Here is a 24,526-nt window from a genome sequence, read left to right as displayed (position 1 = left end):
AATTCAGTAGGGATCCATCTGAAGGTGAAGCGAAGCTTCACAGTCGTCAAACTACTAACTATTAACTACTAACTATTAACTACTAACTATTAACTACTAACTATTAACTACTAACTACTAACTACTAACTACTAACTACTAACTACTAACTACTAACTACTGACTACTAACTACTGGCTACCGGCCATGTTCTTCCGGTAAATATCAATAAAGCTATACAGGTGGTTGCGAATGGAGAGAGAAAAGCGCGCTGACCCTGACGCCCTGCTGGCCAGCTTGACTGACGACAAGCATGGCAGGCTGACGGTGTTTCTTGGCGCAGCGGCCGGAGTGGGCAAGACTTACGATATGCTGGAAGCCGCCCGGGAACGGCTGGCAGAAGGCGTGGATGTGGTGATCGGCTGGGCGGAAACGCACGGAAGGGCGGAAACAGAAAACCTTTTGAAGGGTCTTCCGGCTGTCCCGCCCCGTCGCCTGCAATACCGGGGCAAAGAGTTTGGCGAAATGGACCTGGACGCCCTGCTGGCCCGGCGCCCGCAGCTGGCGCTGGTTGACGAACTGGCCCATACAAATATACCCGGTTCCCGGCACACCCGGCGCTACCAGGATGTCGAGGAATTGCTGGCGGCCGGAATTAACGTTTATACCACTTTAAATATACAGCATCTTGAAACGTTGAACGACATTGTGGCGCAAGTAACCGGCGTGACAGTACGGGAAACCGTGCCCGACCAGATCCTGGAAAAGGCCGCTCAAATTCATCTGGTGGATATACCCGCGGAGGAGCTGATCCAACGGCTAAAGGAAGGCAAGGTTTATGTGCCCGGCCAGGCCGCAGAAGCTTTACGGAAATTTTTCCGCCCGGGAAATATCAACGCCCTGCGTGAACTGGCCTTGCGCTATACTGCAAAACGAGTGGACCGTCAAGTTGAATCCTATATGCGGGTGCACGGTATCCCAGGTCCCTGGCCAACCGGCGAGCGGGTCATGGTCTGTATCAGCCCGAGCCCCTTTTCAGCCCAGTTGATCCGCACCGCCAAGCGTATGGCTGAGGGTTTAAAGGCCGAATGGCTGGCCGTCAACGTGGAGACGCCCCGCCGGCTTCCGGTTAGTGAGGCGGAAAAAGACCGTCTGGCAAGAAACAAGCGTCTTGCTGAGGAACTTGGGGCTGAAACCATCAGCTTAACCGGCAATGACGTGGCGGAAGGACTCCTGGAACTGGCCGGGAAGCGAAATGTGTCCCAAATTGTTATCGGAAAACCATTGCATAACAAATTTTGGGATTGGGTGCATGGGTCAATAGTGGACAGGGTCATTCGCCACAGCCAGGGCATCAGTATTCATGTTCTTCCGGGAAAAGCAAAACAAGAACAAGAAAAAATAACGACCAGACCGGAACGGCGGTCTTTCCCGGCATATCCTTACGCGGGGTCATTATTTATTATGCTTCTTGTTACCGCCATGGCAGTCCTGGCATCCCCGTATCTTACACTTGTCAACATTGCCATGATTTATCTTCTGCCCGTGCTCATCAGCGCCGTCAGGTGGGGCACAGGACCGGCAGTGATTGCGGCGGCCGCGGGTATCTTAGTTTTTGACTATTTTTTCGTGCCTCCTACCTACAGCTTTACAGTAGGTGATTTACGTTACCTGATAAGTTTTTCGATATTCCTGTTGGTAGCTTTTCTTACTGGTACTCTCTCCGCCCGGCTGCGGCAGCAGATAACCAGCGCCAGGCAGCGGGAAACCAGGACGGCGGCGCTGTATGCCTTGAGCCGTGAAATAGCCGCGGTGGCTGAACTTCGACAGGTTTTAGCGAGTGTGGCCCGTAAGGTCGCCGAGTCTGTGGAAGGCCAGGTGGTTGTGCTGTTGTCCGATAAAAACGGAAAGCTTGTACTGCAAGCCTGCTCAAGTAATCAAGATAGGAGTTTATTAAATGAAAATGAGCTTGCGGCGGCAACCTGGGCTTTTGAACACGGTGAGGCGACAGGCAGAGGCACGGACAATCTAGGCGGTGTAATAGGGATATATTTACCCTTGCGAACAGAGCAGAGTACAAGAGGTGTTTTGGGGATAAAAATAGAAAGCGCTAAGCAGTATCTGCAGCCGGAGCAGCGGCGTCTGTTGGAAGCTTTTGCCGGTTTGGCGGCGGTGGCGGTCGCCAGGGCTCAATTGGCTGAACAAGCCAGGGAAGCGCATTTGCTGGCTGAATCGGAGCGCCTGCGGGTTGCCTTGTTTAATTCTTTGTCCCATGATTTGCGTACGCCCCTGGCTTCGATTATTGGAGCGGTTACAGGACTGTTGGAACAAGAAAATATATATAGCCCCGCTGCCCGCCATGACCTCCTGCAGACTATTCAGCAGGGCGCGATGCGCATGAACAGGTTTGTCGGCAATCTATTAGACATGGCCCGACTGGAGAGCGGTGTGCTCAAGTTAAACAAAGAATGGTGCGACATTCAAGACGTTGTTGGTGTAGCGGTAAGCCGTGTGGGTGAGCCATTGAACAAACGTTCCTTAAGGATTGATATACAACCGGATCTGCCGCTGGTGAAGGCTGATTATGTTTTGCTCGAGCAGGTCATGGTTAATTTGTTGGATAACGCGCTGAAGTATTCCGACGCGGGAAGTGAAATTGCTATTGCCGCTCGTAAAATTGATCAGAATGTGAGCATATCAGTCATTGATCGCGGGCCCAATATTCCTCCCGAAGATCTGGAGAGAGTTTTTGATAAGTTTTACCGGCTCCATTCACCTCGCCAGGTAAGCGGCACCGGTTTGGGCCTGGCCATCAGCAAGGGTTTCATTGAAGCGCACGGCGGCAGGATCGAAGCTTCTAATAACCCCGCCGGAGGGGTAGTTATTACGATCATTTTGCCTTCAGGCGCTGAGGGACCGGAAGAGGTGCTTGATGAGGGAAAAAGGGGATAGCGATGGATAATAAAAGTAGAACACGCATACTTGTCATCGACGATGAAAAGCAGATCCGCCGGCTTTTAAAGGTAACTCTGTCCGAACACGATTATGAGGTTGAAGAAGCCGTCGACGGGCGGGAAGGGATAAATAAAGTTTTATACTGTAAACCGGAATTAATTATCCTTGATTTGGGCTTGCCGGACATGGATGGCATCGAAGTTATAAAAAAATTGCGTGAATGGTCTAATACGCCAATTATTATCATTTCCGTACGGGAACAGGAAAGTGAAAAAATAGCCGCGCTTGATTCCGGGGCGGATGATTATGTAACCAAGCCTTTCGGCATGGGGGAACTGCTGGCAAGAATCAGAGCGGCCATGCGGCATGCGTCAGGTGCCGGCGACGAACCGGTAATTAATTTTGATGAATTGGTTGTTGATATAGCCCGCCGCCGTGTCACTATCGGGGAAAAAGAAATCAAGCTTACCCCGACTGAATATGAAATATTAAAAAATTTAGCCGTTTACGCCGGTAAAGTGCTTACCCACAAACAGTTGCTGCGTGCTGTCTGGGGTCCCGCTTATCTAAACGATGCTCAGTATTTGAGAGTTTATATCGGACAGCTGCGCAGAAAAATTGAAGTTGATCCGTCACGCCCGCGGCACATTATCACTGAGTCTGGTGTGGGATACAGGCTGTTATAATTCGGCAAATACGATCCCAAGCACCCCGGGCCCCACGTGGGTGCCTATCACGGCGCCGAGGCCGGTGACAACAGGTTCGTCACAGTTCAGCTTTGCCGCTAATTTTTGCCGTAGTTGCTCTACTCCTGCCGGGTCATTGCCATGGACGAGAGAACATTTGATCTTTTGATTTCCGGCTGTTTCTTCGACTATTTCCACTAACCGGTCAATTGCGCGCGTTTTGCCCCTGACCTTTTCGTGGGGGTTAACTATGCCTTCCTTTAAATATAATAGAGGCTTTATGTTTAAAATTGTGCCCAGAAAAGCCTGCGCCTTGCCGATCCGGCCGCCGCGCACCAGGTAATCAAGGCTGTCGACGATAAAAAATACCTGTATTTTGGGGATAAGCTTATTTATTACGTCAAGGATCTCCTCCTTTGATTTGCCGGCCCGGGCAGCGGCGGCCGCTTCAAGGACAACCAGCCCCAATCCCATGCTGGCCAGTTTTGAGTCTATTACTTCAATATCAACTCCGGAAACCATTTCCTTGGCCATTCGAGCCGATTGGCAGGTGCCGCTTAATTTTGAAGATAAGTGTATAGATATGATTTTGCCGCCTTTCGCGGACAGCTTGCCGTAAGCGGCGGCGAACTCAGCCGGGGTGGGCTGGGAGGTAGCCGGCATCTCCCGGTTTTCTGCCAGACGGCGGTAAAATTCGACGGTATCGATTTCCACACCGTCCAATAACGGTTCACACCCGCTGAAAATTACTTTTAGCGGCACCACGGTGATGCCGTATTCATTAATAAGCTCCGGCGGTAAATCTGCAGTGCTGTCGGTTGCAATATGGACTTTGTTCATTGGACCACCCTTCGTAAACATTCCACCAGCGGGACGTCTTGCAGCAAAAAGTACAGCTTACTCCACTGATATCAGCAAATCATATACCGGCTGGCCGCCGTTTTGCATTTCGAAATCCTGCCCGGCATATTTCTGCCGCATTCTTTCCGTTATCTCTTCGGCATCTGCAACGGTAATTTTATCACCAAAGTAGATGGTGACCAGGCGGCCTTCACCTTCGATTAATACCTGCAGGAGGTCTTCGAGCACACCGGTTAGTTCCGTTCCCGCGCTGCTCAGATCCCCGTCGGCCAAACCGATAATATCTCCTTTTTTAATATGCAAGTTTCTGTACTCAGTGTCACGCACCGCGGTGGTGATTTCACCTGAACGGACTGAGCCCAGGGCCTTAGTCATTTTGCGCGCGGCTGCCGCAAAGTTATCCTCCGGGTTCAAGGTAAGGAGAGCGGCAAGTCCCTGGGGAATACTCTTTGAAGGAATAACTGTCACTTCCTTTTGGGATAGCCTGCCGGCTTGTTCAGCCGTTAATATGATATTTTTGTTGTTCGGCAGAATGATTACCCGCCTTGCCGGCACTTCATCAATTGCCGCGAGGATCCCGCCCGTGCTGGGGTTTAAAGTCTGCCCGCCGGAAACCACGGCGTCAGCCCCCAGGTTTTTCATTATTTCCGTAATACCCTCCCCGGCGCCCACTGATATAATCCCAAAAGGTTTGCCGGAAGCGGAACGTTCGGTTTCGGCAAGCAGCTCCTGGTTCTGCTCGGCCATGTTATTTATTTTCAAGTCGTGCAGAGTCCCGTGTTTAAGACAGTACTCAAGGATCAGGCCGGGGTTGTTGGAGTGGATATGCACTTTTGCAACGCTTTCGCCGCCGACCACCATCAGGCTGTCGCCGAAAGGAGACAATGCCGCGCGCATTTTTTCGAGAGGCAGGTTAGCCCCCTTCACCAGCAGTTCAGTGCAATAGGTGAAATTGATTGCGCCGGCGTTTTCCTGAAAAACCGGCTGATTTTTTGAGGGTGGTTCTTCTTCGAAAACCAACGGAGCTGCGCATGATGTTTTGGCCGCCGGTGAGGCCGATTTGAGGGCGCGCAGGAAGCCCTCCAATATTACTACAAAGCCCCTGCCGCCGGCGTCGACCACGCCTGAACGCTTCAGCACCGGCAGCAAATTCGGGGTTTCCTGCAAGGCGTCGAGCGCTTTTTTAAAAACGGTAACCATCAGTCTCAGTAAATCGCTGCTTTGCCGGGCGGCCGCGCCTTCGGCCGACTTTCTCACAACGGTGAGAATTGTCCCTTCAACCGGGCTCATTACGGTGCGGTAGGCCACTTTCGCGCCCTCTTCAAGGGCGGAGGCTATATCGGGGGCCGTTGCCCTCTCAACGCCGCTGAGGGAATTGGCGAAACCCTGCATTATCTGGGAAAGAATCACTCCCGAGTTGCCCCTGGCGCCGATTAAACCGCCGCGTGCCGCCGCCCCGGCCACCAAGCCGATATGGTTTGAATCAACCGACTCAGCTTCTTTCACAGCGGACACAAGGGTTTGGTACATGTTGGTGCCGGTGTCGCCGTCCGGCACAGGAAAAACATTCAAAGCGTCTATTTCTTCCCTGGACTGTCCCAGGAGTTTGACCGCCCCCCGGAGCATCATCTTCAGATCAACACCGTTAAACGAGTATATCGCCACTACTATTCTCCCGCTTTTATTAGATTTTTGTAACTATTCAGGAGTCAGGAGCCAGTGGTCAGAATAAGAGAATGGTTTATCGTCTCGAAATATTTTGAATTCTGACTCCTGAATTCTGAATACCTTATATAGTAATATTTTCGACATGCCGGGATGTTTTCCCTTTGTGAGGAAAACATAACACTATTATAATAATAATAGATTCCTTTGACAATTTTCATGGTAAAATGTACATTATATATAAAAAGGTATAAGAAAGAGATCGGGTGTTTATTATGGCAAAGGAAAATTCTTTCGATATTGTGTCACAAGTGGATATGCAAGAGGTAAACAACGCTGTGGACCAGGCTATCAGAGAATTGCGCACCAGATTTGATTTCAAGGGCAGCAGAAGTGACATTAATTATGACGGAGACACAATTATTCTGACAGGTGATGATGAATTCAAACTGAAGAATGTGGTTGACATTCTGGAGGCAAAAATGGTGAAGCGCGGTGTTAACCTGAAAGCCCTGAGATACGGTAAAATCGAACCTGCCGCCAAAGATACCGTGCGCCGGCGGGTTACTCTGGTCCAGGGACTGGATAAAGAAAAAGCTAAAGTAATCACGAAGATGGTCAAAGACAGCAGGCTTAAGGTACAGGCCGCAGTTCAGGGGGATCAAGTGCGAATCAGCGGAAAGAACCGTGATGACCTGCAGGCTATCATGCAAAAAATTAAAGATCACGAATTTGATATTCCCATACAATTTGTCAATTACCGGACATTTTAACAAAGTAAAGGGGATACATCTGTTAAACATGAAAACCGGTGTTATAGGTTTTGTAATAATTTTTTTTATTAAAACACCGGTTAAAGCTTTTTTACGCAGGAATTATCTTTTTACCGTCGAATAAAAAGCCATTTAAAGGCATTACTGGCAGTAAGCTGTTTATAGTTCAGCTATGGCAGTAAACCGGGTGGAATAAAGGAGTGGGTCGGTTTGAGCGTTCTGGATAATCTGTACAGGGTGCGGGAGCGGATTGACGCCGCCGCGCGCCGCGCCGGACGCGAGCCGGGAGAAATTAAGCTGGTGGCGGTAACTAAAACAGTGCCGCCGGAGATAATCAATGAAGTCATTGAGGGTGGAGTAAGCAGACTTGGTGAAAACAGAGTGCAGGAACTGCTGAAGAAGCGTCAAAATTTGCCTTCAGGGGTGGAGTGGCACTTAATTGGTCATTTGCAGACAAATAAAGTCAACAAAATAATCGGCAAGGTTGTTTTGATTCACTCGCTGGACAGCTGGCGCCTGGCGGAAGAAATCAGCCGGGCGGCCGGGGAAAACAACACAATGGCCAGCGTACTGGTTCAGGTAAATGTAGCGGGTGAGGAAACCAAGTATGGGATTTTGCCGTCGGAGGCCGCTGATTTCGTTGAATCTGCCGCGCGCTTGCCGGGCTTGGCTGTGCGGGGCTTGATGACTATCGCGCCGTGGACCAGCGAACCGGAAGAAGTGAGGCCTGTATTCAGGCAATTAAAGGATTTGGCCGAGCGTTTAAAAAGTAATAAGGCGGGGGCGGCGATGGAATACCTTTCCATGGGCATGAGTGGTGATTTTGAGGTGGCGGTGGAAGAAGGCGCCAATATTTTGCGTGTTGGCACGGCGATATTTGGCAAGAGGCAATAGCGTAAAAACTTTTATAATTTTTAGGAGGGTTTAAGATGGCTGCGAAACTGGTGGACAAGGTTCTTAGCTTTATGGGTTTTGAGGAAGATGTCGTGGAAGAAGAAAAGCATGACCACGAGGAGACCCGTGAGGAGCATCCCTGGCAAAAAAAGAAGGACAAGGAAAAAGCCACGGTCTTTAACCTGCACTCACAGAGGCAGGTGCACGTGGTTGTGGTTGAGCCCAGAGCATTTGACGAAGTACAGGGAATTACCGATAACTTGAAAAACCGTTGTCCGGTGATAGTAAACCTGGAACAGGCTGAACCTGATCTGGCCAAGCGGGTTGTCGATTTTGTCAGTGGCGCCACCTATGCGTTAAATGGAAGCCTGCAAAAAGTGGGCAGCGGCATTTTCCTTTTTGTGCCGAATAATATGGACATAAGCACTGATTTAAAAAACCAGAGCAAGGAAAAGGGAATGTTTCCCTGGATTGTTCATAAATAATATTAAGGGGATGACACGATGCCTTTAAAGGGGCAGAGAATTGGTTGCCTGGGCGGGGGAGCCATGGGCGAAGCATTGGTCGCGGGAATGCTCCGGGAAGGTTTGGTTGACGCCTCCGAAATATATGTGAGCGATATTGAGCACAGGCGCCTGGAATACCTGAATAAAAAATGGGGGGTGAATACCGCGAGTGATAATATTGCCGTTGTAAAAGCGGCAGATATTATTATTCTGGCGGTAAAACCGCAGGTAATCATTCCGCTGCTGAAAGAAATAGTTCCCGCCGTGCGAAAGGAACATACCTTTATTTCCATAGCGGCGGGAGTTGCGATTGAACAAATTCAATCTTGTTTTGCCGGCCGGATCCCGGTGGTACGGGCCATTCCCAATACTCCTTGCCTGGTGGGGGAGGGAGCGACCGCTTTGAGCGCGGGGAAATACGCCGGTGAGGAAAATATGCGCAAAGCGATGGCTGTTTTTGCCGCGGCGGGCAAGGCGGTAGTTGTGCCGGAAGCGCTTTTGGACAGTGTAACCGGCCTGAGCGGCAGCGGCCCGGCTTACATGTATGTAATCATGGAAGGATTTATTGACGGCGCGGTGCGGCTTGGCCTGCCCAGGGACACGGCCAGGGTTTTGATTGCCCAGACCATGCTAGGAGCGGCTAAAATGGTTCTTGAAACCGGAGAACATCCCGGTAAGCTGAAGGACATGGTCACCACACCGGGCGGGACCACTATGGCTGGTCTATTTGCCCTGGAAGAAGGAGGCGTCAGGGCGCTGATGATGAAAGCTGTGGCGAACGCCACTCAGCGCGCCCGGGAAATGTCAGATATTAAGTAAAGTAGGTGTGGCAGAATGGGTGTTTTATACACTGCGGTTGACGTGGCCTTTAGAGTATATACGATCCTAATATTCATCAGGATCGTTCTTTCTTGGATTCGACATAACCCTTATCAGCCGGTATTCAGGTTTATTTATGAAATTACCGATCCCTACCTGCGCTTGTTCCGGAAAATTATCCCGCCTTTCGGGCCGATGGATTTTTCCCCGATTGTAGCCTTGTTCGCGCTGCAATTGCTTGAGTGGCTGGTTAAGCGGGTGCTGTTATATCTTTTCTTTTTGATATAAGCGCGCAAGCGTGGCATTTGTTCAAAATCAACTGTTAGAGCATGGCAACTGAGGTGAAAACGATGGTGTTAACGCCGCTGGATATTCAGAAAAAGGAGTTCCGTCACTCTCTCCGGGGTTACAATGTTGAAGAAGTTGATTCATTTTTAGACCGGGTGACGCAGGACTATGAAATTTTATATAAAGAAAATCTAGATCTGAAAGAACGGTTGGACCAGGCTGATCAGAACATGGCCCGTTACCGTGAGATTGAAGAAGTACTTAAGAAGACTATGATTTTAGCGCAGAAAAATGCCGATGAGTTAAGACAGAACACGGAGAAGGAAGCACAATTGCTCCTGGACCGCGCCAGGATCGAGGCCGACCAGTTAAACCGGGAGGCCGAGCAAGAGGCGGTAGCGATCATTGAAAAGGCCGGACGGCAGGCTGCCGCGATGATCTCGGAAGCGGAGGGAAAAGTGAGCACCATCATTGAAGAACATAGCCGGCTTGAGAGGCATGCGCAGGTGTTTAGGATGCGATTCCGTGCCCTTTTAGAAGCTCAAGCCAGATTCCTTGACAATGAGGAGGAAAACCAAAGAGAAGAAGAGATATTTGATGCGTTTGATGATTCCGCGGAAGAAGACAATGACGATATGCCGGCTTCGGTGTAACGAACTGCCGCATTTGTTAATATATTAATTAAAAGTAATAATACGTTAATTCGCAAGCCTCCGTTACGGAGGTTTATCGTTTCCAAAAGAAAAATATTAATCAATCATGCCGGCCACGTATCACCGGTAGTGGATAAGGAGTTAAAGCTTGGAAAACCTCAAGATACTGTTGAACAACAGACGACCGAAACTACATAATATGAAAGGTTATTTTGTTTCCGCGGTATTGCTGCCGCTCATTGAGGCTGACGGTGAAATGCAAGTGCTTTTTGAAGTGCGGGCCAGCAACCTGAAAAGACAGCCGGGTGAGATATGCTTCCCGGGCGGGATGGTGGAGCGCGGTGAACTGAGCTGTCCGCAAGAGACGGCTGTTCGTGAAACCGTGGAGGAATTGGGTGTCTCAAGGGAACAAATTGAACTGATCGGACCCTTGGATTATTTTATCAGCCCGCTTGGGGCGTTGATATACCCCTATGTGGGGAGGATTGCCGGAGATGTTAAAATAGTGCCCAGTCCCGATGAAGTACAGGAAGTTTTTCTAGTGCCGGTGAAATACTTTTTGGCGGCTCAACCTGCCCAAAGCAGTATTGACGTGGGTACCCGCTATGCCCCCGGTTTCCCTTTTGACAGGCTCCCCGCCTATTACAAGGAAGGCTGGCGTGTTTTGGGAACATTGCCGGTATATTTTTATGAATATGGCAGCAGGTTGATTTGGGGCGCGACTGCCGGAATTCTGCATAGCTTTATTGATATTTACCGGAAGAACATGGTCATAAAATAAACAGGAGTCAGGAGTCAAGATAACAAGATATAAAATTACAAGATTACAAGATGTCAAAAGTCAAGACTGCAGGATTATGAAAGTCGGAATGGGGAAAAATGGTTTTCGTCTTGATATATTCTGAATGCTGACTCCTGAATACTTGAATAAGTATAGCAAGGCAGTGATATTGATTGCTTTACCTAAAGGAAGAAAAAGATGGTGTTGTTTTTAAGGTGCGGGTGCAGCCTAGGGCCTCCGGAAACGGGCTGGCCGGGCTGTTTGAGGATGCTGTCAAGCTCCGCCTGACCGCACCTCCGGTGGAAGGAGAGGCGAACGAGGCCTGCCGGGCTTTTTTAGCCAAGCTGTTTTCTGTGCCCCGTTCCCATGTGGAGATTCTGTCCGGCTCCACCGGGCGCAATAAAACAATCAAAGTCCTGGGCGTGAGCGCGGAGAAAGCGCTCAGCGCTTTCTCCGCGGTAATTTCTTAATAAAAAACACCGGCGTTTTAAGCCGGTGTCGATTTGCCGGATTCGCTACCTGTTGAATTTCCTCATCGCTTCTTCCATTTCCGCCGCAATGCCGTTCAGTTCGGCGGCTGCGGCCGAGACTTCTTCCATTGCCGCTGTTTGTTCTTTTTAACAATTTATTTAATTTTGTATTTTTTTCGACTTTGTCCGCGCTATTTGTATATTATCAGCAACGTAACTCGCAAGTCAAGAAAATAATACCGGTACTGTTTTGTATCTTCCATGTACCTCTATTCACGCCTCCGGGGGGAAATATGAGACTAAATCCTAGCATATTTGAACCTCATGCCGCATTGCGGTTTTGCCATACCGGGCAAGATCTTAAAAGAGCAAGATCTTAAAAGAAAGTTGACTGCTCCAGTGCTTTTCTATATAATATTCCGTGTTGGAATATCAATATTTCCTGTGAACGGGAAGAGTAAGCGGCAGAGTTCCGTTTAGAGAGCCTGGGTTAGGTGGGAGCCGGGCACGGGCGGCCGTGGAAAATCACCCGGGAGGCGCCGGCTGAAACCATTATGAAACAGGGGATTAAGCGCGGACGGTTCGCCACCGTTAGATGGCGGTGAAGGTAGCCGGCCGGATTTTACTTTTACAGTGTTTGGATCAGGCTGGTAATAGGGTGGTACCGCGGGTATGACAACCCGTCCCTTTTGGGGCGGGTTTTTGATGTTTAAAGATGAGACGGACTGGTTATTGTCAATGGGTACTCATGTTGAATACTAGCGAGGTGTGAAAAATGGACTACAGCAAGACCTTGAATTTGCCCAAAACCGACTTCCCGATGCGGGCCAACCTGGCCGAAAGGGAACTGGAGTTTTTGAAGTTTTGGGATGAGATCGATATCTACCACCAGGTTCAGAAAAAAAACAGCGGCTGCCCGAAGTTTATCCTGCATGACGGCCCGCCATACGCCAACGGACATATTCACCTTGGCCATGTTCTCAACAAGGTGCTTAAGGATATCGTGGTGAAATACCATTCCATGACCGGACATGACGCTCCTTTTGTACCCGGCTGGGACACTCACGGCCTGCCAATTGAGCAGGAGGCCATCAAGGCATTCGGCCTGAACCATCACCATATCGATAATGTCGAGTTTAGAAAGAAGTGCAAAGACTTCGCCTTGAAGTTTGTTGACATCCAGCGGGAAGAGTTTAAGAGGCTGGGCGTGCGTGCCGAGTGGGATAAATCTTACCTTACCTTGATGCCTCACTTTGAAGCCCGTCAGATTGGCGTTTTCGGGGAAATGGCGAAAAAGGGATATATCTATAAAGGTTTAAAACCGGTTTACTGGTGCTCTTCTTGTGAAACCGCCCTGGCCGAGGCTGAAGTGGAGTACGGCGACGATGAGTCGGCTTCCATCTATGTAAGATTTCCTGTGCAAGACGGCAAAGGTATTTTGCCGGAAGAAAACACTTATGTGGTGATTTGGACCACTACTCCCTGGACTCTGCCCGCCAACGTGGCGATATGCCTCCACCCGGATTTTGAATATGTGCTGGTTGAGGCAGACAATGACAAATATGTGGTGGCGAAAGAATTAAAGGATAACTTTCTGGAAACCATCGGCGCGCGGGGCGCCGTGGTGCTCAAGGAATTCACCGGCTCAGCTCTGGAAAAAGTGGAATGCGCCCATCCCTTCGTCGACAGAACTTCGCTCTTGATTCTGGGTGAACTTGTCACCCTGGAGCAGGGTACCGGCTGTGTGCACATCGCGCCCGGCCACGGCATGGAAGACTATGAAGTCGGCAGGCAGTACAACCTGCCCGTGTTGTCACCCGTCGACGGCAAAGGACACTTTACTGATGAAGCCGGTATCTTTGCCGGGCAATTTTACCTCGACGGCAACAAAGCGGTGCTTGAAGAACTGGAGCGGCGCGGCCATTTGCTGAAATACGCCACTTTCCAGCACTCTTACCCCCACTGCTGGCGCTGCAAAAAACCAGTGCTTTTCCGCGCAACCGAGCAATGGTTCGCTTCAATTGACGGTTTCCGCCAGGAAGCGCTCGACGGTATCCGGAAGGTGCGCTGGATTCCCGAGTGGGGCGAAGAACGAATATACAAGATGGTAGCCAACAGAAGCGACTGGTGTATCTCCCGCCAGCGCACCTGGGGAGTGCCCATTCCGATTTTTTATTGTAACAGCTGTGGTAAAGAGTTGATTAATGATGAAACCACCAGCTATCTCCAGGAGTTGTTCCGGGAACACGGGTCAGATATCTGGTATGCCCGGGAAGTGGGGGATTTGCTGCCTCCCGGCACAAAATGCGCGCAATGCGGTTCCGCGGACTTTACTAAAGAAACTGACATCATGGATGTCTGGTTTGACTCCGGCACCAGTCATATGGGGGTGCTTGACGAGCAGGCGGTCTGGCCGGACCTGCGCTGGCCGGCTGATCTCTACCTGGAAGGCAGCGATCAACACCGCGGCTGGTTTAACTCGTCTCTTTCCACCGCGGTGGCCGTAACCGGCCAGCCGCCTTACCGGGCGGTGCTGACCCATGGTTTTCTGGTTGACGAACAGGGGCGGAAGCAGTCCAAATCCTTGGGCAATGTGGTCGACCCGCTGAAAGTGATTAAACAAATGGGAGCCGATATCTTACGCTTGTGGGTAAGTTCGGCTGATTACCGGAGCGACCTGGCGGCTTCACCAAACATTCTCAAGCAAATAACCGAGGCCTACCGGAAAATCAGGAACACTTGCCGCTTCCTCCTGGGTAATCTATATGACTTTGACCCGGCCAAAGATATGGTGAAATACGAGCAACTGCCGGAAATCGACCGCTGGGCGCTGCTAAAACTGCAGAGGCTGATCCAGCGGGTCATTGCCGGTTACCAGGATTATGAGTTCCACGTAGTTCACCACGCTATTCACGGTTTCTGCGCTGTCGACATGAGCGCCCTTTACCTGGATATGATCAAGGACCGGCTCTACACGGCGCCTGCCGGTTCCGCGGAGCGCCGCGCCGCCCAGTCTGTTTTATATGAGATTTTAACTGTTCTGGTGCGGTTGCTGGTTCCGGTGCTGGCTTTCACTTCAGAGGAAATCTGGCGTTATGTACCCGGTGACAAGGGTGGCGCCGTCAGTGTTCAACTTACGGATATGCCGGGAGTGAAGGAAGAATATATAGACACTGATTTGGACCAAAAGTGGGAACGCCTCCTGTCGGTACGGAGCGAAGTGACCAAAACCCTTGAAGTGGCGCGGCGGGATAAAGTGATCGGGAATTCCTTGGAAGCGTCCGTCAGCCTGTATGCCGCTGATGAGCTTTTCAGTTTCCTGGAGCCTGAACTGCCTGAACTGCCAACTATTTTTATCGTTTCGGGAGTTTTCTTGAAACGGTTGAATGAAGCGCCGGAAGATATCAAGTGTCTGGAAACCCTGCCCGAGTTGGCGGTTTCCATTCAGCCGGCCGGCGGCCGGAAATGCGAACGATGCTGGATGTACCACGAGGGAGTGGGGGAGGATACCGAGCATCCGACTATCTGCCCGCGGTGCGCGCAAGTTGTAAAAAAGCTTTAAATAATTGAAAAAATAAGAAACCTTCCTCACTAAGAGGAAGGTTTCTATGTTAAGAACCCGTAATGCCCTTTTATTTATTATCATGATTTTTTCAAGTATCCGGCGCTTTGTTGACCGCCTGATCCCTCGTGCTAATATCAAAGATATTTAGCCGCTTCATTCATGATAATTTTTATGATTATCACTTTCGGCTGTTGAGGAATTCTTCTGATTCCTTAACAGCCTGACCTGGTCATTACGAGTTCTTGTATAAATATTTTTTCCCCAAAAGTCGATATTATTATTAAAATTTATTGTTAATAATAACCATGGTTATTTGTGATAATATTATAACAGGTGATGATGTTTATGTTTTTTGCTGTAATAATTATAACCTTTTTATTGGATCAAGTTTCTAAGGCCATTGTACAGATGTTGATGTACCATGGGGAATCAATCCCGTTAGTACCGCATGTTTTTAATCTCACCTACATACTTAATCCGGGGGCCGCGTTTGGATTGCTGGCCTACCAGACATCTTTATTTGTGGCAATTACGGTAATACTTACGGCAGGTGTGTTATTCGGGTATAGAAGACTGCCTCTGGAACGGCATTTATTACGATATGGCTTGGGTTTAATTGTGGGAGGCGCGTTGGGTAACCTGTTGGACCGTTTAAGATACGGCTTCGTGATAGATTTCCTGGACTTTCATGTATGGCCGGTCTTTAACCTGGCCGATACGGCTATTGTCATGGGAGCCTGCTTCCTGGTCTGGGACCTGTTCAGCAGCAGTGATCATAAACCCAAAAAGGAAAGAGGACTTTGATGCCTGGATTTAGTTCCTTTGAGGTAGACACGTTAAGTGACGGCAAGCGCCTGGATGTTTTTCTGGCCGGGGCCGCGGGGGAGTTAAGCCGTTCTTTCACCCAAAAGTTAATAACGGACGGCATGGTCATGATCAACGGTGAAATTGCGGCGCGGGCGAGTTATAAGGTAAGGACGGGGGAGTTGATCACAGTAAATATACCCCCCCCGGGCGGCTTGGAAGTAAATCCGGAGCCCATACCGCTGGACATATATTACGAGGACGGCGATATCATTGTGGTGAACAAGCCGCGTGGGATGGTGGTGCATCCGGCCGCGGGCAATTACGCGGGCACGCTGGTGAACGCTCTCCTCTATCACTGCCGTGACTTGTCGGGGATTAACGGCGTGATGCGGCCAGGCATCGTGCACCGGCTGGATAAAAATACTTCCGGACTGATTATGGCTGCCAAAAATGACGCCGCGCACGCCAGCCTGGCCGGGCAATTAAAGGACCGGCAGGTTAAACGCCGGTATCTTGCCCTGGCACATGGGCAAATCAAGGAAGAGTCAGGCATGGTGGACGCCCCAATCGGGCGCGACCCCAGAAACAGGCAGAAAATGGCAGTGCTGGACAGAAACTCAAAGCAAGCGGTTACGCGTTATCAAGTGCTTGACCGGTTTGCCGGTTATACATATCTCAAGCTCCAGCTGGAAACCGGGCGTACTCATCAAATCAGGGTGCACCTGGCTTATATCGGCCATCCGGTTGTCGGCGATCCCAAGTATGGTCCCGCGCGGCCTCATTTCAACCTGGACGGGCAATTTCTGCACGCCGCGGTGCTTGGCTTTAAACACCCGCGCACCGGGTTATCCCTGGAATTTGAAGCGCCGCTGCCTGATGAGCTAAAAATGATCCTGGAGAAACTTATTTACAAGTTCCCACTCAGACCATGAATTTCACTAGTCTTTGCTTCTAGTATTAATCTATCGACAATAACTGAGATGAATTGGCTATTCGTCGGCTTATCGCGGTCAGTATTCATGGTGTATCCAAAAATATTACTGATTATTCCATGATTGCCCCTGTCACAGGCCAATTGTATTGCGTTCCTGATGGCACGTTCAACTTTGGTAGGCTTTGTTTTATACTTTTCCGCTATCTTTGGGTAAAGCTCTTTTGTTAGGGCGCCGAGTAAACTGGGATCATTGTAGGCTCTTATTATCGCTTCTCTTAAATAATGGTACCCTTTTACATGAACAGGGATGCCAATGCCATGTAAAATATTGGTGACATCGATGTCCAGGTTCCGTCTTATAGTAGTATTATGAACATAGTGATGCAAGCTAACTTCATTTGCCAGCTGGCGAATGCGATCAACCAGCATGTTGAAATCAAACGGTTTAAGGATAAAATAATCCGCTCCAAGTTCAACCGAACGCTTTGTAATGCTTTCCTGCCCAAAGGCAGTAATTATAATAACTTTTGGTTTTTTAAAGGTGCCGGCTAAATGCTCTAAAACACCGATGCCGTCAAGCTGGGGCATAATAATATCCAATACTAATACATCCGGACTGTATTCATGGGTCATAGCTATAGCCTGCAAGCCATCGTTAGCTATGCCGACAACCTCTAATCCGTCTTGTTGGTTGATAAAGCTGCCTAACAGTTCACAGAATTCTCTGTTGTCATCTGCTATTAACACTTTAACACGTATTTTTTTTAACATAATCTTCGCCTCTATGTTTATTTAATAGATTTTTTTATTTTTAGAAGTCTTCTATTCTCGTGCACAAAGCACGACGAGTAGCAGGTAAATACGTTATGCTTATGTTTATTGGGGAATATTTACTTTTACATTCCCTGATTTTTGCCCCCCTTTTTTCTTAACAATGCTTTTACATAGAGACGGGAAATAGTCGCTTTATGTTCAAATAAAGTAAAAAAAAATATCTATTTTTTATTAAACTAAAAATATTTTCAAAACTTCTTAATAATATTTAATTTTATTGAACCAAATTGTCTTTCTAAACGTCACAATAATAGAGCTTGTTTTCTTGCTGGAGGAGGGTGAAAATTGAGCGCGTTTAAGCGGATGTTTTTTTTCGTTCTGGTAGCGGCATCATTTTTTACAATTACTACCGCAGCATATGCGGAACCGTTTAGTTTTAAACCGCCACCGGGTACCGATAAAGCATATAAAGAAGCCGGTATTGATTCTTTGCAGTACTTGCAGGATTGGGGATGTAGTTTAATATCCAGTGGGGGAGGTTATATAAATTTAACTGACTTTACACAGGCCTATCAAGACGTGGATTACATTATGGTAAGATTATATCTACAGCGTTGGAACGGCAGCAATTGGGTTGATTTAGCAAGTTGGCCATTTCAAAAAAGTTATAATTCCAGCGTAAATGGGGTAATAAGCTTGCAGGTGGCGAGAGGTTATTATTATAGAGTATGGGCTTACCACAGTCTAGCTAATAACGGCGCCAATGAATGCGCTTATTCCTATTCCAGTTCTTTATTCATTAATTAAAACGGCGGGTTATATAGGCACGGCTTAATAAGGTAACGTATTGAACCATACCCCAAACCGATACGGAAAAGCAGCAAACAAGGCACTTCGCTTGAAGTGCCTTGTTTGCGTTTAAACATATTAATTATTTTAACTCTATTCCCCCAGCAGGTTATACAAGCACCTGTGCCATTTCCGCGTGAGTAGTTGTGCCTGTCGGGTTGAGCTTGCCGCCGCTGCCGGAGATTGTACCGGTTTCGACAAGTAGGCTCATGGCCTCTTTTGCCCAGGAGTCGATTTGCCCCGCGTCGGTGAAGTCGGACAGCGTCTTGTCTGAGTCGCCCTCCGGTAATTGACCGATGACCTTGAGGGCGTTGTACAGCAGGGTGAACATCTCCTGACGGGTAATCTGATTGCCGGGCGCATACATGTTGCTTCCTATGCCTGCGGAGATACCCAGCCTTTTCGCCGCTGACAGATAGCCGGTGTACCAGGTGTTGCCCGCGTCGGAGAAGTTGTCGGTCGGGTTCGTATCCGGCGCGATACCGTAAGCTCTCATCATCAGGACGATGAATTCGCCGCGCATCAGCTTCGCTTCGGGGCTGTAATTGCCGTTACCTGTACCGCTCGTTATATCCCTCGCCGCGATGAAGCTCACCTTGTTATATGTCACAGCATAGTCGCTGAAATGGGTGGTACTGAAGGTGACTGTTCCCGTCGCCGCGTCATAGCGTCCGTTGGGGATGGTGACTACATTGCCGCTGCCGTCGATTACCATACGACGATGCTCTCCGGATTCGCAAGCTCCGCCGCAGTCGGGGTATATGGTATGCTCACCGTTACGGTTGCTTCGGGATTAGACTAATTGGTTTGTTTTCCGTCGATGGACAGCGTAAGCTGTACCAGCGGCCTGTCGCCGATGGCGGATTTCACGTCGTCGGGCAGGTTGTCTTTATTTCCCTGACCGATGGAGATCTGCGCCTTGCTTCCGCTGATTCCCTCGACGCCTGTGAGCATGGTGCCGGTAAAGTAAACTATTGACTCTTGTTTATATAGTAGTAATGAGTTATTATATGACTATGAAGGGAGGCATTATTTATGTATATTGAGGCGTCAGCCACCATCAGAAGCAAGTATAACGAGATTGCAAAATTGTGCAAAGAGAGCGGCGAACCGGTGTATCTTACCAAGAATGGCAAAGGCGATTTGGTTGTGATGGACATCGCAGCTTTCGAGCGTCGTGCCAGGGAGCTTAAGCTGGCTGAGGATTTGTTCGCCATTCGTTCGGCCCGCATGAACGGGGCTAAAGGACATTCAATAGCGGAAGTCAGGGGAGTTTTAAGCGAAACTATCGAAAACGCGAAGAAGGAAAAATAGATGGGTCAAAAGAAGTATGAAGTCATCATCTCAGACGCTGCCCTCAATATGCTGGACAGTCATATCGATTTCCTGGCGCGGGTTAATGTAAATGCCGCCCGCAGGACAATGGATGAGATCCTGGACAACATTGAATCACTGCAATTTAATCCTGAACGATTCCCATCTTATGAGAATAGATTCCTGACCGACAGTCATTACCGCAAAATGTTGTCTGCCAAGAGGTACTTTATTATCTATGAAATAAGCGGAAACAATGTTTTTGTCGATTATATCGTGGATTGCCGGCAAGATTACGACTGGCTGATTATTTCTTGAGGAGTAAAACGGCAAGATACAGGTCACTGCTGTTATTTATGGCAAACTTGATACCTTTAGGAGCGCCCTGAAAAATATTAGCGATGACCCGTATGCCGGGAAACCAAAAACCGGGGACCTGGCTGGGATATACTGTACAATAAGCCCTTGCTGCATCCCGACGGCAGTTTTGACGTCGCTCGGTTTATGGACCCTCGTTGCAAAGCTTCTCCCGAAAAAGTTCAGGCTGCCATCGACGGATTGATGTGCTCTGGGCAGGCTCAAAAGCTCAAAATCATCCGTTCCCACATGGATAGCTTGGAGCTTTGAAAGTCCAACCTTGAATCCGTCATTCTCTCGCTTGCCGAACAGTTCCTCGCTCAAATTGAGTTGGTCATGACTGCTCTAAGTCGGTTATCTTTCCGGCTTCGGCTTTGCCCTTGCACTCAAGAGCCAGCGCAACGGCGGCGTTCCATTCGTCATCTGAGAGCTTTACCCCTTGCGTGGCGGGTCTTAAGCCGGTTATATACCTTATCATACTCTTGACGCGCTGGGGTTTTACCTTCCTTGCGTGCTTGCTTTTTATGCGCGCCGACCTTAACCAGTATGGTCAGACGTATGGCTCTCTAACGAATGCTACTTCTCCAGAAACAGAGCCGGATTTAATTGCGGCAACAGGGGTGGATGGGACTAATGGATATGTGAAACGTACAGAAGTTGAAGAATTTGATAGAAAAGTAGAAGCTGACAAAGAAGTATCAGATTAAAGAATCGCTATAAAACATCCAGCTATACTAAGAACAACATCATGCAAGCAGTGAGCTCCGGTTGGTCAGTTGGTCAATAGTTGTGACTGATCCGAAAGAGGAGCTTGTAAATGAAAACGTTGTTTTTCTTGTTGCTGCGCCATGCATGCCATGCACCAGGAAACTTGCTAAATAGTATGACTAATTGGGATATGCTTTTCTGGTGAAGCTTTTTTCATTGATGCGGTTATTTTCAGAACATCTTCTTTGGGTACTTTCCCTTCCAGCCCGTATACAATGTTTTTTTGGATCCAATTGACTCTAATCTTTTCATTCTTATAAGATATAAGCTGACCGACGGCTTCTCCGATTTTAATATCCTGTGCGACGGCGTCTTCCGTATCAAATCCGTATCCTTGGACAAAGCCTTCCGGTGTATTCATCTCGGTAATTATAAAGTAGCTGGTGCCGGGGCCGATGTATTTCAAAGTAACTAATCCGGTAGTATTTGCCATCTCCTGATATTTAACCTGGGCAAGATTGTAGTCTGAAGGTATGTATTCGGGTATTAAAATGGAAAAGGGCGCGGCAGCTTTAGCTTCTTCCAGAGTGAGAATTTTTTCCTGCATTACGGCAACTTCTCTAAAATCTTCCTGCGGCGCCGGTTGTGTTCCGACATTTACCTGCGTTCTATCAATTAGATTTTCCACAATATTGGCTGCCCCTCCGGGAAAAGACATGGATAATGATATAAAAATCATAATAATTCCTGCCGCAATAAACATACTTTTAGATAATGAATTTTTCGTCTTTGTCCCGGGAGGATTGTTTAACCGATGTTGCTCCAATAGCCTTTGTTCTAATTTTGCCCACGATTCTTCCAGCGGGGGCGGTGGAGCGGAATTAACCATTTCGCATACAGTGTCCTTCATAAGTTTTTCGAGTTTGAACCCTGAGTATTTTTTCACTGTCGTTCATTCCTTCCCGTTCTTATAAGTCAACAAGATTTTGATTAAGCTGAGCTTCTATTCCCAATTTTTTTTTAATTTCTTTTCTGGCGTAAAAAAGACGGGATTTAACCGTGCCGACTGGTATGCCCAAGGCTGTGCTTATTTCATAGTCGGACATATTCAGGTAATATTTAAAGTATATTACACGCTTGTGATCAGGGCGGAGTTGTTGAATATATTGTTTTATTACTTCTTTTTCTTCTGATTCCAATAAAATATCTTCAGGGAGATTCGATGGATTCGCTTCATTAGACCATTTGGCTTTGGCGGAAAGCATATTTTTGGTACGGTCGCGGATCATATCCCATGCTATATTCGAAGCCATACGGCACATCCAGTTTTCCAGTTTTGAAGGTTCTTCAAGCTGCTCTATTTTGCTATGTAATTTCAAAAATACCTCATGGACGCAATCTTCAGCTAGTTTGGTATCATTTAAAATAAAATATGCCGCGCGGAAGACCGGTTTGTAAAATAGTTCATAAACAAATCTCAACGACTGAATATCGCCGTTTTTTAACTTTTCAACAATTGTTTCGACTTTCAAATGAAAAAAATCCCCCCTAATATTCTAATGCTTGAATAGCAAAACGAATAAATGGTTTCATTTCTATATTTTGCATATATTTGACGTTTGCTGTATAGTTACCTTCGGGGAATGTGTCGAAATTTGTCTTTATGGAAAAAAATTAAAACATTCACCGCCTTTATCTCCTGGTTGAAGTAAGCAGTTTCATGGTGGCGAGTCAAAAAAGGAACCTGACGGATTGCAGTACTGTTTAAAAGTTTTTTATGCTTTTCTGGCGATCGTGCTTGCTGAGAACTCTCTTGCGTAACCGTAAGTTCTTTGGGGTGATTTCCAGCAGTTCGTCACAGCTGGTATACTCCAGCGCTTCTTCCAGGCTGAACTGCCTGGGTTCGTCCAAACGCATGGCGGCCTCGGCGGTGCAAACATTAACTTCAATATCTTGTTCCCGGGAGCGCTCCCCTACAATCATACCCTAAGGGGAAGCAAGGGGACGTTCTTTTTGCTTCCGTTTATTTGAGGAATATTTTGGTAGTAAGACAAGTAAAAGAATAATGTGAAAGTAATGTTTACTACATCTTAATGAGAGTAATCGACCAACAGGAATCTTCTACAACTAAGATTATATCAATATTGGGCAACTATTACCAGCAACACAACGACAGATTACTCAGATGACTATATAGAATCAAAACATAGTATTAATGCCTAATCAAGAAAGCAAAAAAAACGTCCCCTTGCCTCCCCCCCCTTGCCTCCCAGGGGATTAACGGTGTAGTGCGGCCCGGCATCGTGCACAGGCTGGATAAAGATACCTCGGACTGATAATGGCTGCCAAAAATGATGCCGCGCATTCCAGCCTGGCCGGGCAATTAGAGGACCGGCAGGTTAAACGCCGGCATCTGGTGGATGCTCCAATCGGGTGCGACCCCAGGAACAGGCAGAAGATGGCCGTACTGGACAGGAACTCAAAGCAAGCGGTCACGTATTATAACGTGCTTGAACGGTTTGCCGGTTACACATATATCCAGCTCAGGCTGGAAACCGGGCGTACTCACCAGAATCAGGGTGCACCTGGCTTATATCGGCCACCTGGTTGTGGACGACCCCAAGTACGGTCCCACCCGTCCCCATTTCGGGCTGGACGGGCAATTTCTTCATGCCGCGGCGCTGGGCTTTAAACACCCCCGCACCGGATCACACCTGGAATTCGAAGCACCGCTGCCTGATGATCTGAAAGCGATCCTGGAAAAACTGACGATGGAAAAGGGCAAAGGCATTGAAACCAGATAAATTCAACAGGCAAGGAAGGAGGGATAAGGGACCTGTTCCTCCTTCCCTCTGTTTTTATGCTTTTAACTAAGAAAGGGCTTCTAGAAATCCATCAACAAAGGGTTTCCAGAAGCCTTTTCCCCTTAATAAAAAGATTGTCGAATTAATTATAGTTATGTCGGTAAAAATTACCATGGAATTAGCAGGAAAAAATAAAATATTGTAGAAAGTATGTTATTAATATCATGAATTAAATAATTTATCCGAATCACCTTCCCTACGGCTTTTGGCTATGGCGGATGATCTATAAGGTATATCTAGAAATGGATATGCCTCCCGGCGTGGAAAGGATAGTTTGGCGGTAATAAAAACCGGGCTATATTTCGCATCCTGGCTTTTATTGATTAGTTTTATTAACAACATATAACAATAATAAGGATGGGAGATTGTTAAATGATAATAAGTATTAATAAGTGTATTAAGTGGCTATTTCTCTTAACTATCTTGTTTTCAATTAATGCGGTAATTTATCCTGCAAATTTAGAAGCCGAGGAGAAATTTATATCACTAAATAATAATCTTTCTGTTGATTCGTTGGATAATCAACAAGATAAAGGATCTATCTTTGAAAAAGCATCCTGTGTACAGATTCCATTTGTTGCGAATGAAGGACAAGTAAAAAACAACTCGGTTAAATTTTTAGCTAAGACTTTTGGAGGTACCGTTTTTATTACAAAAAAAGGTGAAATCGTATACTCTCTTCCGAAAATTGAGAAGCAGTCCGAAAATAAAGCTGAGCAGAAGCAATCATCATAGCATTTATTAAAGAGAGAATCATTACCGAAAATTACAAACGGCTGGTCTCTTAAGGAACAACTCGTGGGAGCCTTAAGCATTTTACCACAAGGAAATGATCCGTCCCAAGCCAAAGTCAACTACTTTATTGGTAACGATAAAAGCAAGTGGCATAGTAATATTCCTAACTATAACAAGGTGAGCCTTGGCGAAGTCTACCCGGGTATTGACATGGTGTTAATGCTACCGCATAATGACCAAAAACAGCTGGTATAAGTTGTCCATGTTTTGACGGATAAAGTGACCAAAA

Annotated in this window: 30 protein-coding genes, 1 pseudogene, 1 riboswitch and 1 other annotated feature; of the genes and pseudogenes, 21 read left to right on the top strand and 10 right to left on the bottom strand. The window is 47.7% G+C overall.

Going from position 1 to position 24,526, the window contains the following annotated elements; genetic code table 11:
• Positions 1-231 precede the first annotated feature (231 nt).
• Entirely contained in the window at positions 232-2,931 is a 2,700-nt protein-coding gene (locus tag A4E54_RS10700) for a DUF4118 domain-containing protein (protein WP_286726099.1), read from the top strand.
• Positions 2,932-2,933: 2 nt separating this feature from the next.
• A complete protein-coding gene (locus A4E54_RS10695; RefSeq protein WP_240084787.1) occupies positions 2,934-3,620 on the top strand; it encodes a response regulator in 687 nt (228 codons plus the stop codon).
• Here A4E54_RS10695 and A4E54_RS10690 read toward each other — a convergent pair.
• Both A4E54_RS10690 and A4E54_RS10685 read right to left on the bottom strand, forming a co-directional pair.
• Positions 3,615-4,460: a DegV family protein gene (locus tag A4E54_RS10690; protein ID WP_240084786.1), complete on the bottom strand. Its 846-nt coding sequence runs from the start codon at positions 4,458-4,460 to the stop codon at positions 3,615-3,617. The genes A4E54_RS10695 and A4E54_RS10690 overlap by 6 nt on opposite strands.
• 57 nt (positions 4,461-4,517) lie before the next feature.
• The gene (locus A4E54_RS10685) at positions 4,518-6,146 is read right to left on the bottom strand and encodes a DAK2 domain-containing protein (RefSeq protein WP_240084785.1); all 1,629 of its coding nucleotides are present in this window, start codon (positions 6,144-6,146) and stop codon (positions 4,518-4,520) included.
• Positions 6,147-6,421: 275 nt separating this feature from the next.
• Between A4E54_RS10685 and A4E54_RS10680 the strand changes: the two genes are divergently transcribed.
• The 12 genes from A4E54_RS10680 (at position 6,422) to A4E54_RS10625 (ending at position 16,634) form a co-directional block, all read left to right on the top strand.
• Entirely contained in the window at positions 6,422-6,919 is a 498-nt protein-coding gene (locus A4E54_RS10680) for a YajQ family cyclic di-GMP-binding protein (protein ID WP_240084784.1), read from the top strand.
• A gap of 210 nt (positions 6,920-7,129) precedes the next feature.
• Complete coding sequence (locus tag A4E54_RS10675; RefSeq protein WP_240084783.1) at positions 7,130-7,813, top strand: YggS family pyridoxal phosphate-dependent enzyme; 684 nt, start codon at positions 7,130-7,132, stop codon at positions 7,811-7,813.
• A gap of 35 nt (positions 7,814-7,848) precedes the next feature.
• A complete protein-coding gene (locus A4E54_RS10670; RefSeq protein WP_240084782.1) occupies positions 7,849-8,298 on the top strand; it encodes a cell division protein SepF in 450 nt (149 codons plus the stop codon).
• A gap of 18 nt (positions 8,299-8,316) precedes the next feature.
• Positions 8,317-9,138 carry a pyrroline-5-carboxylate reductase gene (gene proC, locus A4E54_RS10665; RefSeq protein ID WP_240084781.1) on the top strand — a complete coding sequence of 274 codons (822 nt, stop codon included), beginning with the start codon at positions 8,317-8,319 and terminating at the stop codon, positions 9,136-9,138.
• Between the two features lie 15 nt (positions 9,139-9,153).
• Positions 9,154-9,426 (top strand): YggT family protein, encoded by a 273-nt coding sequence (locus tag A4E54_RS10660; RefSeq protein WP_240084780.1) that lies wholly within the window; start codon positions 9,154-9,156, stop codon positions 9,424-9,426.
• A 62-nt stretch (positions 9,427-9,488) separates the two neighbouring features.
• A complete protein-coding gene (locus A4E54_RS10655; protein WP_286726103.1) occupies positions 9,489-10,079 on the top strand; it encodes a DivIVA domain-containing protein in 591 nt (196 codons plus the stop codon).
• A 148-nt stretch (positions 10,080-10,227) separates the two neighbouring features.
• A complete protein-coding gene (locus tag A4E54_RS10650) occupies positions 10,228-10,860 on the top strand; it encodes an NUDIX hydrolase (protein WP_240084778.1) in 633 nt (210 codons plus the stop codon).
• Between the two features lie 173 nt (positions 10,861-11,033).
• Positions 11,034-11,330, top strand: coding sequence for a DUF167 domain-containing protein (locus tag A4E54_RS10645; RefSeq protein WP_240084777.1), 297 nt, complete (start codon positions 11,034-11,036; stop codon positions 11,328-11,330).
• Between the two features lie 25 nt (positions 11,331-11,355).
• Complete coding sequence (locus tag A4E54_RS10640; RefSeq protein WP_286726091.1) at positions 11,356-11,481, top strand: hypothetical protein; 126 nt, start codon at positions 11,356-11,358, stop codon at positions 11,479-11,481.
• Positions 11,482-11,765: 284 nt separating this feature from the next.
• Positions 11,766-12,021 (top strand) — a binding site (T-box leader).
• Between the two features lie 84 nt (positions 12,022-12,105).
• Positions 12,106-14,892 (top strand): isoleucine--tRNA ligase, encoded by a 2,787-nt coding sequence (gene ileS / locus A4E54_RS10635; protein WP_240084776.1) that lies wholly within the window; start codon positions 12,106-12,108, stop codon positions 14,890-14,892.
• Between the two features lie 348 nt (positions 14,893-15,240).
• Entirely contained in the window at positions 15,241-15,699 is a 459-nt protein-coding gene (lspA, locus tag A4E54_RS10630; RefSeq protein ID WP_353681835.1) for a signal peptidase II, read from the top strand.
• The gene (locus A4E54_RS10625; protein ID WP_240084775.1) at positions 15,699-16,634 is read left to right on the top strand and encodes an RluA family pseudouridine synthase; all 936 of its coding nucleotides are present in this window, start codon (positions 15,699-15,701) and stop codon (positions 16,632-16,634) included. Before lspA ends, A4E54_RS10625 begins: the two co-directional genes overlap by 1 nt.
• Here A4E54_RS10625 and spo0A read toward each other — a convergent pair.
• The gene (spo0A, locus tag A4E54_RS10620; RefSeq protein ID WP_240084774.1) at positions 16,610-17,407 is read right to left on the bottom strand and encodes a sporulation transcription factor Spo0A; all 798 of its coding nucleotides are present in this window, start codon (positions 17,405-17,407) and stop codon (positions 16,610-16,612) included. The two genes, A4E54_RS10625 and spo0A, sit on opposite strands and share 25 nt — an antisense overlap.
• A 348-nt stretch (positions 17,408-17,755) precedes the next feature.
• Here spo0A and A4E54_RS10615 point away from each other — a divergent pair, with 348 nt between their 5' ends.
• Positions 17,756-18,217, top strand: coding sequence for a DUF6147 family protein (locus A4E54_RS10615; protein ID WP_240084773.1), 462 nt, complete (start codon positions 17,756-17,758; stop codon positions 18,215-18,217).
• Positions 18,218-18,368: 151 nt separating this feature from the next.
• Here the strand turns inward: A4E54_RS10615 and A4E54_RS10610 are convergent, their stop codons facing one another.
• Together A4E54_RS10610 and A4E54_RS10605 are read right to left on the bottom strand one after the other, a co-directional pair.
• Complete coding sequence (locus A4E54_RS10610) at positions 18,369-18,974, bottom strand: S-layer homology domain-containing protein (protein WP_240084772.1); 606 nt, start codon at positions 18,972-18,974, stop codon at positions 18,369-18,371.
• 83 nt (positions 18,975-19,057) lie between these two features.
• Positions 19,058-19,213 carry a hypothetical protein gene (locus tag A4E54_RS10605; protein ID WP_240084771.1) on the bottom strand — a complete coding sequence of 52 codons (156 nt, stop codon included), beginning with the start codon at positions 19,211-19,213 and terminating at the stop codon, positions 19,058-19,060.
• A gap of 81 nt (positions 19,214-19,294) precedes the next feature.
• Here A4E54_RS10605 and A4E54_RS10600 point away from each other — a divergent pair, with 81 nt between their 5' ends.
• Positions 19,295-19,573 carry a type II toxin-antitoxin system prevent-host-death family antitoxin gene (locus tag A4E54_RS10600; protein WP_240084770.1) on the top strand — a complete coding sequence of 93 codons (279 nt, stop codon included), beginning with the start codon at positions 19,295-19,297 and terminating at the stop codon, positions 19,571-19,573.
• Positions 19,574-19,891 (top strand): type II toxin-antitoxin system RelE/ParE family toxin, encoded by a 318-nt coding sequence (locus tag A4E54_RS10595; protein WP_240084769.1) that lies wholly within the window; start codon positions 19,574-19,576, stop codon positions 19,889-19,891. It begins immediately after the preceding gene.
• Positions 19,892-20,264: 373 nt separating this feature from the next.
• On the opposite strand, the gene A4E54_RS10590 is transcribed toward A4E54_RS10595, so the two are convergent.
• Both A4E54_RS10590 and A4E54_RS15785 read right to left on the bottom strand, forming a co-directional pair.
• Complete coding sequence (locus A4E54_RS10590) at positions 20,265-20,408, bottom strand: hypothetical protein (RefSeq protein WP_240084767.1); 144 nt, start codon at positions 20,406-20,408, stop codon at positions 20,265-20,267.
• The gene (locus A4E54_RS15785; protein WP_353681836.1) at positions 20,350-20,475 is read right to left on the bottom strand and encodes a DUF6076 domain-containing protein; all 126 of its coding nucleotides are present in this window, start codon (positions 20,473-20,475) and stop codon (positions 20,350-20,352) included. Before A4E54_RS15785 ends, A4E54_RS10590 begins: the two co-directional genes overlap by 59 nt.
• On the opposite strand from A4E54_RS15785, the gene A4E54_RS10585 reads away from it, so the two are divergent.
• On the top strand, positions 20,455-20,637 hold the full coding sequence (locus tag A4E54_RS10585) for a hypothetical protein (RefSeq protein ID WP_240084766.1): 183 nt from the start codon (positions 20,455-20,457) through the stop codon (positions 20,635-20,637). The genes A4E54_RS15785 and A4E54_RS10585 overlap by 21 nt on opposite strands.
• A 167-nt stretch (positions 20,638-20,804) precedes the next feature.
• Here the strand turns inward: A4E54_RS10585 and A4E54_RS10580 are convergent, their stop codons facing one another.
• The 3 genes from A4E54_RS10580 to A4E54_RS10570 all read right to left on the bottom strand — a co-directional run bounded on the left by A4E54_RS10580 (position 20,805) and on the right by A4E54_RS10570 (position 22,621).
• Positions 20,805-21,377, bottom strand: a complete 573-nt coding sequence (locus A4E54_RS10580) for a DUF4367 domain-containing protein (protein ID WP_240084765.1) — start codon at positions 21,375-21,377, stop codon at positions 20,805-20,807.
• Between the two features lie 229 nt (positions 21,378-21,606).
• The gene (locus tag A4E54_RS10575) at positions 21,607-22,170 is read right to left on the bottom strand and encodes an RNA polymerase sigma factor (RefSeq protein ID WP_240084764.1); all 564 of its coding nucleotides are present in this window, start codon (positions 22,168-22,170) and stop codon (positions 21,607-21,609) included.
• Between the two features lie 232 nt (positions 22,171-22,402).
• Positions 22,403-22,621, bottom strand: a complete 219-nt coding sequence (locus A4E54_RS10570) for a hypothetical protein (RefSeq protein WP_376741823.1) — start codon at positions 22,619-22,621, stop codon at positions 22,403-22,405.
• 290 nt (positions 22,622-22,911) lie between these two features.
• On the opposite strand from A4E54_RS10570, the pseudogene A4E54_RS10565 reads away from it, so the two are divergent.
• The 3 genes and pseudogenes from A4E54_RS10565 to A4E54_RS15945 all read left to right on the top strand — a co-directional run.
• Positions 22,912-23,442, top strand: a pseudogene (locus A4E54_RS10565) (RluA family pseudouridine synthase); the annotation flags it as partial.
• A 228-nt stretch (positions 23,443-23,670) separates the two neighbouring features.
• Positions 23,671-23,789, top strand: a riboswitch (molybdenum cofactor riboswitch).
• An 85-nt stretch (positions 23,790-23,874) separates the two neighbouring features.
• Positions 23,875-24,237, top strand: a complete 363-nt coding sequence (locus tag A4E54_RS10560; protein ID WP_240084763.1) for a hypothetical protein — start codon at positions 23,875-23,877, stop codon at positions 24,235-24,237.
• Between the two features lie 30 nt (positions 24,238-24,267).
• Positions 24,268-24,492 carry a DUF7948 domain-containing protein gene (locus tag A4E54_RS15945; protein ID WP_446676311.1) on the top strand — a complete coding sequence of 75 codons (225 nt, stop codon included), beginning with the start codon at positions 24,268-24,270 and terminating at the stop codon, positions 24,490-24,492.
• The last annotated feature ends 34 nt before the right edge of the window (positions 24,493-24,526 follow it).

The sequence above is a fragment of the Pelotomaculum sp. PtaB.Bin117 genome (assembly GCF_002067195.1).
In the GTDB taxonomy this organism is placed as follows: Bacteria; Bacillota; Desulfotomaculia; order Desulfotomaculales; family Pelotomaculaceae; genus Pelotomaculum_D; species Pelotomaculum_D terephthalicicum.
This window is presented reverse-complemented; position numbering and strand designations above follow the sequence as displayed.